Raw genomic sequence first — 14,378 nt, forward strand, 5'->3', positions numbered from 1 at the left:
GAATTTTAGAATTTTAGAATTTTAGAATTTTAGAATTTTAGAATTTTAGAATTTTAGAATTTTGCGGCGCGCAGATTAATAAACAAATTAAAACGCGCCGCAGCAAGTGGTGCTAGCAGCTAGTTTGCAGCGTCTTGAAGCTCTTCTTCGATCTCGGAGTTGCTTTTTACGACCATGCCTGAGCCATGGATGACGCTAGGCATGCAGGATGTGCAGATATGCACCGTCTCGCCGTTTTTATGCGCCTTGATAAAGACCGCGTTTTCATCGTCGCTGCTTTTGAGCGAACATATATTGCAAATGTAGATATCACCTGATTTCATAGAAATCCTTTCTTAAAAAATTTTGCACTATTTTATGAAAATTTCAAAATTTTTCATTGATTTTAGTTAATCTTTAGCGATTTTTATTGCGGGCGCTTTCGTCTATCAGCACTACGTGCGTCAAAAAGATGATGAAAAATAGTTGGAAAAATAATCCTACCAGCGGGATCAAACACAGCAGGTAAAAAATAAAAGCGCTTAGGGCAAATTTATATCCGCCACCCATTTTATAAGAGCGCTCGAAGCTTTTCGCGCTTAACGCGTTTGAAGCGACGTCGATTAGAATCAGCTTGTAATAGATATAAAAAAACGGCACGTTGATTATGAATAAATTTATTACCGGCACGAACAAAAGCACCGAACATATAAATAAAATCACTAAAAATTTTAAAATTTCAAGACTCATCAGCTTTAGCACTCGCGCCGTGCTCGCTTCATCCGCGCGGATTAGGCGGTAGTGGCGAGCGTTGATCTCTTTAGTGACTGCGGGCGTCAGAAATCCTGCTATGATAAGCGCACAAAACACGCTAAGCATCAGTACCGCAAAGCTGGCAAACACCGAAAAAATCGCGCCGATAATCCACTTCGTAGCAGCGAAGCTTAAAACTTTTGCAATTACCGGGAAGCGCTGTTCGTCCAAGAAGCTAAAATCGCCGCTTTGCGCGCCCTGCGAAAGCGCGTCAAAAAGCTCTTTGCCGCCGAAAAATGCGAGCGTGCCTAAGATTATGAGCGAGCACACAAGTGGTAGTAGCGAGAGCAAAATGAACTTGCGCGTAAAAAAGTCCTGCTTTGCCAAATTAAAAATTCTACCCATGTATGCTCCTATTTGCGTTATTTTAGCGACTTTTGCGACGGAATTTGAGCTGAGATTTATTTTGACTGCCGCACCGTGCCTCATCAATCCGCTCGCTTGGCTCATTCGCTTTTTTAACCGGCTCATCCTGCCTTATAATACGAAATTTATGCTTTGATCGCTCGCCTGCGTTTAATCTGCTCATTTATAGTGCGTAAAGGGAGACCGCATCTAGCTATGTTTTTACCTGTTGCGAATATTTATTTGCTTGCTGCGCGGAATTTTGCCACTTATAAATAAGCTGATATTGCGTAAAATTTTAGGCACAAAACTGCAGAATTTCAAATCAAACCTCTTTTTTAAAATTTGCCTGCCGAAATTTTATAGATGGAATTTTAAAACCTTAAAGATAAATTTCGCAAGCAAATCCATGACTTTACTTCGTCGCCTCGTAGATCTTTTGCAATTGCTCGTAAATTTCGCTTGCGCTTACTGTGCCTTTTGATAGCACCTCGATTAGCACCTCGTTATCCTCAAGGTCTCCCCAGATTTTGCGGTAGTTGCCCTCTTTATAACCATTATTTTGGCGGAATTTATTTAGCACGTTTTTGCCGATATATTTGGCAAAAAGTATGTCTAAGCTCACTCCGCATTTAATCGCGACGCGAAAAAAATCGGTCAGTAGCTCACCGATTTGCAGCTCAAAGCCGCTTGTTTCGTGGATTATGAGCTCGATGTCGTTTACGATTTCGTAGATGCTGTATTCGCGCACATCGTAGGCGTAGGAGCTAAACTCTGCAAATCCGCTTACTGCCGTGACGTCGCTTACGATGTGGTCGATGTCTTTGCCGCCGTAATATTGCTCTAAAATATAGCTCATTACGAAGTGCCAAATATCAACGATCTCGATGACGATATTATTCACGTCCGGCGCTGCAGAGATATTTTTCCAATGCTTCCACGCAAAGCTATCAATGAGCTCGGCGCATTCCATGTAAATGCAGCGCTTCCAGTTGATAAGTTTGCCGTTTTTTGTATAGCCGTCCTCCCAGCCCACGCCGTTTGTTTCGTCATTTAGGGCTTGTTGCATCAAAAACATCTCTTTTACTTTTTTATAATTTTCCATAAAAATTCTCCTAATTTTGGCTCGCGATTATAGCTAATAAAAGAAAATCATTGTATAATTTAGTAAAAAGGAGGCTTAAAATGTGTGCCGCTCAGGATAAATTCGACGAGTTTTTAGGCAGGATGAAACTCCTATCTCTCGGAGTTTTGCGCAATAATCTGCCATATTGCTGCAGTGCATTTTACGCCTACGATCCGCAAAATAAGGAGCTCATCATCGCAAGCGCGAGCGACTCCGAGCATATCAAAGCAGTCTTTGCCAACCGCGGAGTTGCAGCTACGGTCGCGCTGGATACGAAATTTGTAGGTAGGATCAAAGGCGTGCAGATTTGCGGCCATATCCGTAGCGCGGATGAGCGCGAAACCTCGCTATATCTTAAGCGCTTCCCGTTTGCGCGCGCGATGGAGACCGATTTTTTTACAATCAGAATTGATTGGATGAAAATGACCGATAATACCCTAACTTTCGGCAAAAAGCTAATTTGGGAACGCTAGTTCGCTAATAAATCGTCTATTTATTTTTACGAAATTTTAAACTTTGCGAGGATTAAATTTTATCTAGTAAGATTTTAAAACTTGCATAAATTCTATCTTGTCTATTTTTCAAAGAATTTCACCATTAGATCCGCTTTAAAATTTCCGCTCGGTTGGTTTTTGGAATTTTACAGCATGGAATTTAGCGTAAAATTTCATCTTGCAAGCTGAGGTTGTCGCAAATTTTATTCCCTTAGAAGTGAAACCTGCCGCGTAGAATTTCGCATGAAAATTTTAAAATTCTAAAATTTAACTTTTCAAAGTTAGCTTGACGCGCGAGCTTAGCTCTGCCGCTTTCTGATTTCGCTTACTAGTCGTCCGCCGATCGCGTAGTCGTCAGTGGATATTTCGTCTATCGTCACGACCGTAGTTTTTTCGCCCCTACCCAGCACGGCTACGAGGGCGTCGGTGAGGTTCTTGACGAGCCTTGCTTTTTGTTCGCGACTTAAGCCGCCGCGCTCTTTGGTGATTTTGACGTTTATGTAGGGCATTAATTCTCCTGAAAATAAACGTAATTGTAGCCAAAATTTCGTCTGTGCGCCTAAAAGTGCGAAATTTTATGTTAAAATCGCCGTGATCTGAATTTAAGGAGAAAATATGCCATTGTTAGATAGTTTCAAGGTTGATCATACTCGCATGAATGCCCCGGGCGTGCGGCTCGCAAAGAGCATGCGCACCAAAAGCGGCGATAAAATTAGCGTCTATGATCTGCGGTTTTGCCGTCCGAATTTAGAGATCATGAGCGAGCGCGGCACCCACACACTGGAGCATCTTTTCGCGGGCTTCATGCGCGAGCACCTAAATAGCGCGGACGTCGAGATTATCGACATCTCGCCGATGGGATGCCGCACGGGCTTTTATATGAGCGTGATCGGGGCGCCTAGCGAGAGCGCCGTCGCAGCGGCGTGGAGCGCGAGTATGAAGGATATTTTGGGTGTGGCCTCTCAAGCGGATATCCCCGAGCTGAATAAATTTCAATGCGGCACCTTCGCGATGCACTCGCTAGCAGAAGCTAAACAGATCGCGCAAAACGTGCTAAATAAAGGGATCGGCGTGATCAAAAACGACGAGATTGCGCTGGATCCAAGCAAGATAAAATAGTTTTGAAATTTAAGAGATAGTGTAAAATTCTAACGCTATCTCTTTGAACTCCCGCTTGGCTCGTGATCGGTATGTTATGCGCTATAAAAACATTATCGTAAAATATGCAAAAATTCGAGGCACAAAATGCGTATTTGCTAAAACAAGCCGGAGGTAGCATCTATTTATGAACCGACTTGGAGCTTGCTGTAAAGTCTGCGCCATGCGAGGTCTTTGATAAAAGCTACGATTTGGCTTTAATCTGGGTAGCAAAAGCGCGCAAGCAAAGCTCATATCAAATTTAATAAATTTATCTAGCAGAGCAGTTTTAAATTTAGAAGAATTTTTAAAATTCCGTCTTAAATTAAAGCCGAAATTCTATCCACAAATACCATGCTTATGCGTCTTCTTACTTTTAGATGCGATCTTCAATCCTCCAAAAAAATCGCACAGTAAAATGTGAATTTAAAATTTTTATTTAAGGTTGCGTTGCGAGTTTGGCGCTTGAAATTTCACTTTCGCTGCACGAAAAGAATGCTAAAATTCCGCCGAAACCGCGCCGGATGTGGTGAACTTAAAGGAGCGAAAATGCAAAGAATTTTTCATATAAAAGATGCTATTTGTAGCGACGAGCGAGCCGTAAAAACGACATTTTTTACTACGGAGGCCACTTGCGGCGCGGTTTGGATTGTCAAACGTGGTCAGGTCGTAGCGCCGCATATTCACCCCGGTGGCGATGACGTGTGGATCTGCTTAAGCGGACGCGGCGTGTTTTATCCGAGCAAGGGCGAGGAGGTACCGATCTGCGCGGGCGATCTAATCATTTCCAAAAGCGGAGAGTGCCACGGTATGAAAAATACGGGCGATGAGGATTTTGTGTTTGCAAGCGTTACGGCGCCGATTCCGTGCGGTTACGAAGCGCTTTGAATTAAAATTTGCCAGAGATTTTGTGGCATTCGTAAAATAAATTAGCGTCGCAAAGAGTTGAATTAGAATTTGTCCGTAGCGTTAAATTTCATAAATTTAGCCGCGCTTTTGTACAATTTCAAGTGCCGCGCAATCTGCGGCGAGATTAAATTTGAGGCAAAAGATGTATGAAGATTTTACGCAAGAGCCAAAGGATGAGCGCGCGCAAAAGAAGCGCAAAGCTAGGGCGCGCAAGGTAGAAGCAGATCGTAAGTCGGCGCGAGACGCGCCTCGGGGCATGCCACTTTGGCGCAAGATCGTGCTTGGCGCGATATTTGTATTCGCGGCTTTTAGCGTGCTTATTCTGGCGGTGGTCATAAATTCTGCAGGCGACTACTCGCCGCGGGACGATGAGCAGATCAAATACAGCGATTTTTATAAAAAAGGAGATGAAATTTACGCCCTCGTGGTGGGCGCGGGCTATTTTGCGATACCGGACGCGGACGCGGCGAGCTTTCGGGTTTTGGATTTCGGCTCCGGCTACCGCTCCAACGTCGCGGCGGATAAAAACGCCGTATATTGCGGAAATATCGCGATGAGCGAGCTAGAGCCCGCACGCACGAAAGCCGTAGCGTTCGGATACGTAAGCGACGGGCAAGTTAGCTATTTTTGCGACGGCGAGGTGGTGTGGAACGACGCGCTGGGGGCGTTTAAGCTCACTTATGAAACCTTGGCGCATATCTTTTGGGATGCGCCCAAGCCGCAAAGCTACATTTATAAATTTAAGCGAATGGACGCTACGGATCTGCGCCAAATCGCGGGTGTATATTACGCTGCGCAGGGCTCTCGCGCGTTTTATAAGGGAGAGGTTTTGCCCGGCGCCGATGCCGCGAGCCTGCGCCAGATAGAGGGAAGCGACGGCAGGGAGAGCGGCGTTTACGCCGCAGACGGCGCGAACGTGTATTTTAAAAACCTGCGCCTTGACGCGCGGGATAACGGCGGGCATTACGAACTTTTGAGGCAGTGGTTGAGCTATTTTTTGTGGGATGCGAAAAGCGGCGACGTTTTTGCAAACGATTTAAAATTTGATCCCGTCTCCGCGCCATATACTCCGCTAAATAGGCAGCTTGCGCATTCAAACCATCTGCTTTTTGCCTCCCCTGGCGGCATCTATTATTTCGACGAGAATGACGGAAAGCAAAAGCGCGCGGCAGACAATCCCTTCGCGGGCGAAGTTCACGCGCTTAGCGGCAGCGTGTTTCAAAGCGGTAAGCGGATATATTTTTTGGAGCGCGCGGATGTTTGGGGCGGCGGTCGCAGCACTCGCAGGCTGGTCGCTCGCAAAAGCGGACTTTTCGCGCTCGAGCTGCCGCACGAGTGGCGCAGGGTAGGCGGCGTGCACGGTGGGCTATACGGCCGGGTCTATTCAAACGGCGGACGATTTTTCTACTTCGACGATCTGGGCTCTTCGCAACTGATAGATCGCTGCATTTATGAGATCAGGGATCTAGATTTGGTTGAAATTTTGCTTCAAAAAAGCAGCCTTGGCACGAGTAAAATTCGCGAGATGATAAAGAATGGCGGGCTTGAGGCGGTGGACGGCGAGCTGCTTTTTGAGATAAAGACGCGAGTGGAATTTTAGCCGCGATTTGAGCACAATTCGAGCATGAAAAGCGCTGCTAAATTTTAAAATTTGATTTTGCTTCGGCACAAATTTATAAAATTTAAACGTCGTCGTGGGCTCTGGCACAGGTTTAGAATTTCATTGCAAATCGCTTTAAGAGGGAGCGCGCAAATTTCGTTTCGCGTCGTCGCGACGGCTCGCGAAATATTTTGTATCGATCGCGATCTTTGCGTCGCGTCGCGCTTGGATAAGGCGTCGCCGTAAATTTTATTTTAGCACCGCAACTTTCGTAAATTTCGCTAGCAGTGCAGGCAACACAGCGACAGAGCGTAAATTTAAAAGGCTCAATCGTAAAGCTACGCGCATAAAATTTGCGCGCCGAGCTCGCAAGATAAAATTTAGCGGCTTGGATTCAAAAGCGCAAATATCTTATTTCGATATGAAATTTAACAGAGCGAGTGTAGATCAAACGGTGCGATCAAAGCGCCGTTTTGCAAACAGATGAGCCCTAAGCGGCGCCGAAAGCAAGCATCGGATGTGAAGCGCTATTTTATAAAGCCGCTTGCCACTACGCGGTCGCGCTCGTCGTAAAAAACCGCGAGCTGTGCAGGAGCGATGCCCGCTGCGGGCGCGGACAGCACGGCATGCACGCCGCCGTCTTCGCGAGGCGAAATTTTAACGGGGAGTTTGGCGCTGCGGTAGCGGATCTTAACGCCGAGACCCGGCATATTTAAAATTTCATCCTTGCTTAAAAAAGCATTAAAATTTTCGGTGTCGAACTCGTAGGTCGCTAGCTCCTCCTTGCCGCCCACGACGATCTCGTTTTTGTGCGGGTCGATGCTTAGCACGAAGTGCGGCTCATGCGCGCCGTGCACCGTAAAACCGCGGCGCTTGCCGATCGTGTAGTGCATATAGCCTTCGTGAGTGCCGATAGCGTTGCCCGCACGGTCGCGCACGATGCCGGGCATTTTGGTACCCGTATGGCGGTTCAAAACGTCGATATAGGTGGTATCGACGAAGCAGATCTCGCTGCTTTCGCTCGCAGAGGCGATCTGCGAAAGCTCCGTATAGGCGCGCGCAGCCTCTTTGACATCCTTTTTATACATCCCTCCAAGCGGAAAGAGCATAAATTTAAGCGCGGCGGGATCGATGTTTGCTAAAAAATAGCTCTGATCTTTGCTGAGATCTGCGGCGGCTTTTAAAAGCTCATCCTCGATACGGACGTAATGCCCGGTAGCTAGGCGCTCAAAGCCCTGCTCGCGCGCAAATTCCAAAAGCTTGCCGAGCTTTATGCGGCGGTTACACAGCGCGCAGGGATTTGGCGTAAGACCATCTATATAGGCCTGCACGAAGGGCTCGTAAACGTCGCGATTAAAATCATTCTGCAGATCCAAAATGTGGATTTTTATACCCAAAAACTCGCCTACTTTGCGAACTTTGGCGATGTTTGCCTCATGATAGCCCGGCTTTGCGTGCAGCTTCATATAGCAGCCCTGCACCTCGTGCCCCGCGTCTTGCAGCAGCTTCGCGCACATCGAGCTATCCACGCCGCCGCTCATCGCGACTAAAATTTTCATTCGTTCTCCTTACGTCGCACGTCCGTCAAAATTTCATCCACGCTGTCGCAGAGCTTAAAATTTTGCAGATCGCTTTCGTTTATCGCACCAGATTTTAGCAGCGAAGTGCGGAAAAACTCCATCAAAGGCGCGTAGAATTCCTCGTCGTAAAGATAGATCCGTGCGCGCTTAAAGCCCGTCTGTACCAGCACTAAAATTTCAAAAAACTCATCCAGCGTCCCAAATCCGCCCGGAAAGATGACGAAAATTTCGCTGTTTTCGATGAGAGCGCCTTTGCGTGGTGCAAATGCTGAAAATTTCGCGCCCTGCGTCAAAAAGCCGTTGCTTTTTTGCTCAAACGGCAGCATGATGTTAAAGCCCACGCTGTGCGTTCTTGCTCTCGCAAATGCGCCTCGGTTGGCGCCTTGCATAATGCCGCCACCGCCTCCGGTGATGATCGAGTATCCTAAATCGGCGAGCCCTTCGCAGAGCTTTTGCGCGTCTTTTACGTAGCGATTATCCTCGCTAAAGCGTGCCGAGCCGAAGATCGTGGCGCTTTTGCCCACGTTTTTGAGATTGTCGCGGGCAATTTTGATGTCTTTTAAAATTTCTTTCAACTGCATGATTAATCTATCTTTTATGTATATTATTTAAAATTTCAGCTTTAAGAATAGCATTAAATTTTTAAAATTCCGTTTAAAATAGTAGAATTTACGTGATTTAAAATCTCGTTGTAAATCATACTAGGTTGCTAAGTTTTCGTAAGAATCCGCCGACGCCGCGGTAAGCGCTCATATCGATCGGCTCGCAGCCCTGTTTACTTAAAAATCGCGAGACGCTCTGTCTAAGCGCGATGGTAGCGGGCGAAAACGGATAGTGCGAGTTAAAAAGCGCGCGATTTTGTGAGCAGACGGCTACTTGTTTGCAAAACGGCACAAAGCCTAGCAATTTAAAGCCCAGTTCGCTTATATTGCGGTGCGTGACCGACTTTAGATTTTCGTAGATCATCACGGCATCATCCTCGCTCGCGGTGAAATTTAGCAAAAACAAAACCTCTTTTTTGCTCGCCCCAAGCGTCTTTAAAAGCGCGTAGGTGTTGCTGATCGAGCAGGGTTCGTTCGCACACAGCACGATATTTTCGTCGCCGATGCTCAAAAAATCTCCAAGATACTCAAGCCCCGCATCGATCAAAATAAAATCGAAGATTCCCGCATCTTTCAGCTCGCTTGCGAAGCGAGCGGGGCTTTCGTGAGCCTTTGCGTTTGCGGAATTCCCGGCTTCTTCGGGATTTGATAAGCGGGCGGAATTTTTCATTTCATCTTTACTTGCGGAATTTTGAGAATTCTCGTCAGGGATTGAATTTTGCTTGGTGAAATCATCGCTTTTAAAATTCTCTAGGCTTTCTGATTCTGTAAAATTCCATCCATCTTCGCAATTCTGCGGCTTTTTGGCTGCACAATTCGTAGAATTTTTTGCAGCGTTTGCTATTGAATTTGAAGCGGCGGAATTTTCTGAGTTGTTTTTGCCATCAGAGCTCGTGAGTTTTTGCGCGTAATTGTGCGAGCCGCCACTTTCGTCGTCTTGCGAGCCTTGCGCGCTACCTATAGAATTTTGCATGACGTAATCGTCTGCGCTAGAACTTGCGTTTTTAATAGAATTTTGCGAGGATGCGTGATTTTGTGAAGCAAGCGCGGGCGAAACGAGCGTTAAATTTTGCGAAATTTTTACCGCAACGGCGCTTGGTAGCGAAATCCTCTTTCTTTGCAAAGCGTTTAAGATGATCTCCTGATTGTTTAAATTTGGCGCTTCTATGATCGCCGTGCGGTAGCCCTGCTCGCTTAGAATTTCGGCGAAATTTGCTGCAATCACGCTCTTGCCGACTCCGCCCTTGGCGCTTAAAAAATTTACGATTTTAGTTTGCATATCAGTCCTCTTTTAAATTTCATCTCTCCAAGTGGCAAAATCACGCTTATGCGCTCGCAAACACCCGGATGCGGCAGCATCAGCCGCTCGCAGGCACGCACCTTCGCGCTTGCATATAAAATATCCACGTCCAGCGTGCGCGGCGCGTTTTTGAAGCTTCGTTTACGCCCAAATCGTAGCTCCGCGCGCTGCATAATCTTAAGCAGCGCAAACGGCGCTAGGGAACTTTGCACTAGCATCACGGCGTTTAAAAAATCGGGCTGATCTAAAAAGCCAAACGGCCTGTTTTTTAAGATCAAGGAATTTTGCGCTACGAAAAAGCGCGCGTCGCTTTGTAAAACGCGGTAAAATCGCTCGAAGCGCCGCCTGACATCTCCTAAATTTCCGCCGAGTCCAATCAGGTATAAATTTTTAAAATTTCCGCGCTCGCGGCGTCTCATCGGAAAAACGGCGCTTTTTACGACGCACAGCGCGTCCGTGCACTCGTAAAATTCGTTTTCTTTAAGTCGCACGTTCACCTAGCTACCCTCATAAAATTTCAGCCCCGTTTTCGCGCACGACCACGACATCCTCGATGCGCACGCCAAACTCGCCGGGCAGATAGATCCCCGGCTCCACGCTAAAGACCATCCCCTCTTTTAGCACGGTATCTCCGCGCTTTGAGATAAAGGGAAGCTCGTGGATATCGACTCCGACGCCGTGTCCGGTGCTATGAAAAAACGCTTCGCCGTAGCCCTGAGCGGCGATAAAATCCCTAGCCGCCGCGTCGATATAGCGCGCCTTTTTGCCGGGCATAACCGCCGCGATCGCAAGAGCCTGAGCCTCTTTTACGATCTCGTAAATTTCTTGGCGTTTGGCGTTTTTAAAATTTTGCTCTTTGCCGAAGTTAAAATTTTCGTCAAAGCACGCCGTACGCGTCCTATCGGAGCAGTAGCGGTTAAATTTAACCCCCGCGTCAAGCAGGAGCAAATCGCCCCGACGTAGCCGCTTTTTGCTCGGCAGAGCGTGCGCCTTTGCGGAGTTTTCGTTGATCGCTACGATAGGCGAAAAGCTAAGCGCGAGCTCACCCTTTTTCTTAAAGATAAGCTCGGCGTTAAAAAACAGCTCCTCTTCGCTCATCCCTTCGCCGTTTTCGCGCACGAAGGCGGCAAATTCGTCAAATCTTTCAGCGCCCAACTGCGCCGCGCGTTTTAAAATTTTTATCTCGTCTTCGGTTTTTATTATGCGCGAAATTTGCGAAAAATTCGCCCGCGCCTTAAATCTTATCCCAAGCCCCTTGCTCAGAGCTTCCCACTCGCCCGCGCTAAAATCGTACGGGTTATAGCTAAGCTCAGCAACGCCTGCCTTTCGCAAAAACAGCCGCGCGTCTTTTATCAAATTCCGCTCGACCTCGATCACCTCGGTGTCTTTGCAAAGCTCGCGCGCCTCGATACTATAGCGTGCATCGGTGAGGAAAAATTTGCGCCCCGCGAGACTTAGAAATATCGCGTTGTCGCAGCTGTATCCGCACTCGTGGTAAACAGCGTTTTCGTCCTTTAAGATAAAATTTTTCAAATTTAACCCAGTCCTAATCGGCTTTCTGCTCGGCTCTGGCGGCTTTGATCTGCTCAAAAATTTGAATCATTCCGATCATCGCCAGATGGTATCCCACGGGGCCGAAACCGATGATCTGACCCGCTGTTACGGGCGCTATTAGACTTTTTTGTCTAAGCTCCTCTCTGCGAGCGATGTTTGAGATATGCACTTCGATCACGGGCAGACTGACTGCGGCGAGCGCATCGCGGATAGCGAGCGAAGTGTGCGTGTAGGCGGCGGGATTGATAATGATGCCGTCGCAGGTGCCGAAGCACTCTTGGATCTTGTCAACGATCTCGCCTTCGAAATTGCTCTGAAAAAACTCGATCTCGTTGCCGCTCTGATCGGCGACCGCCTTCATCTGCTTATGGATATCCTCCATCTTCATAACCCCGTAAATAGCGGGTTCGCGCATACCAAGCATATTGATATTCGGTCCTTGAATCACCATAATTTTCATTTTTGCGTCCTTGTTTTGAAATTTAAGCAAAAATTATAACCAAAGCGAGCTTATTTTTTACTATGGCGCCAAATTTGCCCGCTCAAGCCCAAGCGATAAAATTTTAACTCTAAATTTAGCGCGAAAGAGAATTTTATGCTAAAATCACGCGCTGTTTTAGATAAGGAAAACGATGAGAATTTTAAGGGCGAAGTGGGTTCTTGTCTGCGATGAGAATTTTAAAATTTTAAAAGATGGCGCGATCGTCTTTGACGAGAAAATAATCGAGGTTTGCGCCTTTGCAAGCGCGGCACGCAAATACCCGCAAGCCGAAATTTTGGACTTTAGCGGCGACATAGCGATGCCTGCGTTTATAAATCCGCACGTGCATTTGGAATTTAGCGCAAACAAAGGCACACTGCGCTACGGCGATTTTTTGGACTGGCTAGGTAGCGTCATCGCCTCCAGGCAGCAGCTGGACGCCGCGGCGCGCGGACGGCTGATCTTGGAGCAGATCGTCGCGATGATGCGAAGCGGCGTGGGCACGATCGGCGAAATTTCAAGCTTCGGCGGCGAGGCTGAAGCTTGCGCGCAAAGCGGCATTAGAACCGTGTTTTTCAATGAAATTTTAGGCGCGAGCAAGAATGCTGCGGCGGAGAATATTTTGAAATTTAAGCAGCGTTTTGAGCGCTCAAAGACGCTTGCAAGCTCGCTTTTTATCCCCGCCGTGTCGGTACACTCGCCGTATTCGACGCACCCGCAGATTATGGAGTTTGCGACCAGGCTTGCCCGCGAAAACGGGCTTGCCATAAGCACGCATTTTATGGAGAGTGCTTACGAGCGGCAGTGGCTGCGCGCGGGTCGCGGTAAGCTTAAAACCTGGCTTTCTAAATTTAATCCTGCGCCCGCGCCTTTTTATTCGCCGCAGAGCTTCGTAACGCATTTTAGCGGGCTTCGCACGCTTTTTACGCATTGCGTTTGGGTGGATGATTTTAGCATCTTTGATCCGAAACTCCACTCGATCACGCACTGCGCGCGCTCCAACCGCCTGCTTAGCAAAAGGCGGTTAAGCTTTAAAAAGCTGCTCGCAAGCGGGCTTAATTACAACATCGCTACCGACGGGCTTAGCTCAAATTTTAGCCTAAGCTTTTTAGACGAGCTGCGCGCAAATTTAATGATGCACGAAGAGCTGGGCCTGGCGGAACTGGCACGGGCGTTACTTTTAGGCGCGACGAGAAATGCGGCAGCCGCGCTGGGATTAAGCTTAGGCGAGCTAAAAGAGGGCAAGCTCGCCGACATCGCCGTTTTTGAAGGCATTGAGTGTGACGAAGCTCAGCTGCCGCTACAGCTCATTTTGCAGAGCAAAAACGCAAAATCACTTTTTATCGAAGGAATGAAATGCAATTTCTAAAAAACATCTTTGCGCCGATCGGCGCCGTGCTGGGGTTTATCAACAAATACTTTAAATCCTTGATTTTTCTGCTTATTTTGTTTTTGATTTTTGCAGGCGGCGAAAGCGCGCAACAAAAGGGCGCGAATCTCGCTCAGCTTTCGCTAAGCGGCGCGATAATGGACGATAGCGAAATTTTAGAAAAGATCGAAACTCTGAAAAACGACGAGGCGATTAAGGGAGTACTTCTGCTGATCGATAGTCCCGGCGGCGCGCTAAGCCCGAGCGTGGAAATTTCGCTGGCTATCAAATCACTAAACTCGCGCAAGCCGGTCGTTGCCTACGCCAAGGGCACGATGGCGAGCGGCAGCTACCTAGGCGGTGTGTGGGCGAGTAAAATTTACGCAAATCCGGGCAGCTTCATCGGCTCTATCGGCGTGATCATGCAGGGCTTAGACGTGAGCGAAGCGGCCGCTAAACTAGGTTTTGCCGAACAGATCGTCAAAGCGGGCGAGCTCAAAGAGGCGGGAACGATGATGCGAAAATGGAGCGACGCGGAGCGCGCCAGTCTGCAAGCTCTGGTGGATGAGAGCTACGAGCTATTTACGCGCGAGGTGGCGCAGGCGCGCTCGCTGGATCTTAGGAAGCGCGATACATGGGCGAATGCGCGAGTATTTTTAGCCAGCGGCGCCAAAGGCGTCGGCCTCATCGACGAGGTGGGCTCTTTAGAGGACGCTAAGAGCGCACTCGTAAAGGCTAGCGGCGTAGCAGATCCGATCTGGCAGGAGCCCTCAGCGTATGAAAAGATGATGGATAAGCTGGCAAATAAAAGCGAAAGCTTAGTGCGCGGAGCATTCGGCGCGAAGCTGATGGCGTATTAGAATTTTAGAAATTTTAGATTATGAGGGAATTTTAAGAGTAGAATTTTGTATGCGAAAGCGCACTGGGTTTGATTACTTTTAAATTCCTCGCTTTTCCATTTGGCATTTTTCCTTAAAATTTTACCTTTTTTGTGAATTTTTCTTTGTTTAAGAACTCCTCATTTTTCTACTAATTATTCAGCCCCCTTTAAGCATCGCTCTTGTATAATCACAATTCTGTTTCGCACCG

Annotated in this window: 16 protein-coding genes; 6 read left to right on the plus strand and 10 right to left on the minus strand. The window is 47.6% G+C overall.

From position 1 onward, the window contains the following. Window positions 1-119 precede the first annotated feature (119 nt). The 3 genes from Q0135_RS04320 to Q0135_RS04330 form a co-directional block, all read right to left on the minus strand. Window positions 120-323 carry a hypothetical protein gene (locus Q0135_RS04320; RefSeq protein WP_005869903.1) on the minus strand — a complete coding sequence of 68 codons (204 nt, stop codon included), beginning with the start codon at window positions 321-323 and terminating at the stop codon, window positions 120-122. 73 nt (window positions 324-396) lie between these two features. Then, a complete protein-coding gene (locus Q0135_RS04325) occupies window positions 397-1,137 on the minus strand; it encodes an EI24 domain-containing protein (protein WP_297988581.1) in 741 nt (246 codons plus the stop codon). 415 nt (window positions 1,138-1,552) lie between these two features. Further along, a complete protein-coding gene (locus Q0135_RS04330; protein WP_297988564.1) occupies window positions 1,553-2,242 on the minus strand; it encodes a dUTP diphosphatase in 690 nt (229 codons plus the stop codon). 80 nt (window positions 2,243-2,322) lie between these two features. On the opposite strand from Q0135_RS04330, the gene Q0135_RS04335 reads away from it, so the two are divergent. After that, window positions 2,323-2,736, plus strand: a complete 414-nt coding sequence (locus Q0135_RS04335; RefSeq protein WP_177386822.1) for a hypothetical protein — start codon at window positions 2,323-2,325, stop codon at window positions 2,734-2,736. Between the two features lie 320 nt (window positions 2,737-3,056). On the opposite strand, the gene Q0135_RS04340 is transcribed toward Q0135_RS04335, so the two are convergent. After that, window positions 3,057-3,266, minus strand: a complete 210-nt coding sequence (locus Q0135_RS04340; protein ID WP_050346352.1) for a 4-oxalocrotonate tautomerase family protein — start codon at window positions 3,264-3,266, stop codon at window positions 3,057-3,059. 106 nt (window positions 3,267-3,372) lie between these two features. Between Q0135_RS04340 and luxS the strand changes: the two genes are divergently transcribed. The 3 genes from luxS (at window position 3,373) to Q0135_RS04355 (ending at window position 6,403) form a co-directional block, all read left to right on the plus strand. After that, window positions 3,373-3,876 (plus strand): S-ribosylhomocysteine lyase, encoded by a 504-nt coding sequence (gene luxS, locus Q0135_RS04345; RefSeq protein ID WP_177386821.1) that lies wholly within the window; start codon window positions 3,373-3,375, stop codon window positions 3,874-3,876. A 567-nt stretch (window positions 3,877-4,443) separates the two neighbouring features. Beyond that, entirely contained in the window at window positions 4,444-4,782 is a 339-nt protein-coding gene (locus Q0135_RS04350; protein WP_297948926.1) for a cupin domain-containing protein, read from the plus strand. Between the two features lie 163 nt (window positions 4,783-4,945). After that, on the plus strand, window positions 4,946-6,403 hold the full coding sequence (locus tag Q0135_RS04355) for a DKNYY domain-containing protein (RefSeq protein ID WP_297988567.1): 1,458 nt from the start codon (window positions 4,946-4,948) through the stop codon (window positions 6,401-6,403). A gap of 527 nt (window positions 6,404-6,930) precedes the next feature. On the opposite strand, the gene mnmA is transcribed toward Q0135_RS04355, so the two are convergent. From mnmA to aroQ, 6 genes are all read right to left on the minus strand, one after another. Further along, window positions 6,931-7,962, minus strand: coding sequence for a tRNA 2-thiouridine(34) synthase MnmA (gene mnmA, locus Q0135_RS04360; protein WP_297988569.1), 1,032 nt, complete (start codon window positions 7,960-7,962; stop codon window positions 6,931-6,933). Continuing rightward, window positions 7,959-8,564, minus strand: coding sequence for a TIGR00730 family Rossman fold protein (locus Q0135_RS04365; protein WP_291940297.1), 606 nt, complete (start codon window positions 8,562-8,564; stop codon window positions 7,959-7,961). The genes mnmA and Q0135_RS04365 overlap by 4 nt, the downstream gene beginning before the upstream one ends. 115 nt (window positions 8,565-8,679) lie before the next feature. Continuing rightward, window positions 8,680-9,864 carry a P-loop NTPase gene (locus tag Q0135_RS04370; protein WP_297988572.1) on the minus strand — a complete coding sequence of 395 codons (1,185 nt, stop codon included), beginning with the start codon at window positions 9,862-9,864 and terminating at the stop codon, window positions 8,680-8,682. Further along, on the minus strand, window positions 9,846-10,382 hold the full coding sequence (folK, locus tag Q0135_RS04375) for a 2-amino-4-hydroxy-6-hydroxymethyldihydropteridine diphosphokinase (protein ID WP_297988574.1): 537 nt from the start codon (window positions 10,380-10,382) through the stop codon (window positions 9,846-9,848). Before folK ends, Q0135_RS04370 begins: the two co-directional genes overlap by 19 nt. Window positions 10,383-10,392: 10 nt before the next feature. Then, complete coding sequence (locus Q0135_RS04380; RefSeq protein WP_297988576.1) at window positions 10,393-11,418, minus strand: M24 family metallopeptidase; 1,026 nt, start codon at window positions 11,416-11,418, stop codon at window positions 10,393-10,395. 13 nt (window positions 11,419-11,431) lie between these two features. Further along, window positions 11,432-11,899 carry a type II 3-dehydroquinate dehydratase gene (gene aroQ, locus Q0135_RS04385; RefSeq protein WP_297988578.1) on the minus strand — a complete coding sequence of 156 codons (468 nt, stop codon included), beginning with the start codon at window positions 11,897-11,899 and terminating at the stop codon, window positions 11,432-11,434. A gap of 172 nt (window positions 11,900-12,071) precedes the next feature. Between aroQ and Q0135_RS04390 the strand changes: the two genes are divergently transcribed. Next, entirely contained in the window at window positions 12,072-13,289 is a 1,218-nt protein-coding gene (locus tag Q0135_RS04390) for a metal-dependent hydrolase (protein WP_297988580.1), read from the plus strand. Beyond that, window positions 13,277-14,149, plus strand: a complete 873-nt coding sequence (sppA, locus tag Q0135_RS04395) for a signal peptide peptidase SppA (RefSeq protein WP_297943421.1) — start codon at window positions 13,277-13,279, stop codon at window positions 14,147-14,149. Before Q0135_RS04390 ends, sppA begins: the two co-directional genes overlap by 13 nt. The last annotated feature ends 229 nt before the right edge of the window (window positions 14,150-14,378 follow it).

The sequence above is a fragment of the uncultured Campylobacter sp. genome, from assembly GCF_937981295.1.
Lineage (GTDB): Bacteria > Campylobacterota > Campylobacteria > Campylobacterales > Campylobacteraceae > Campylobacter_B.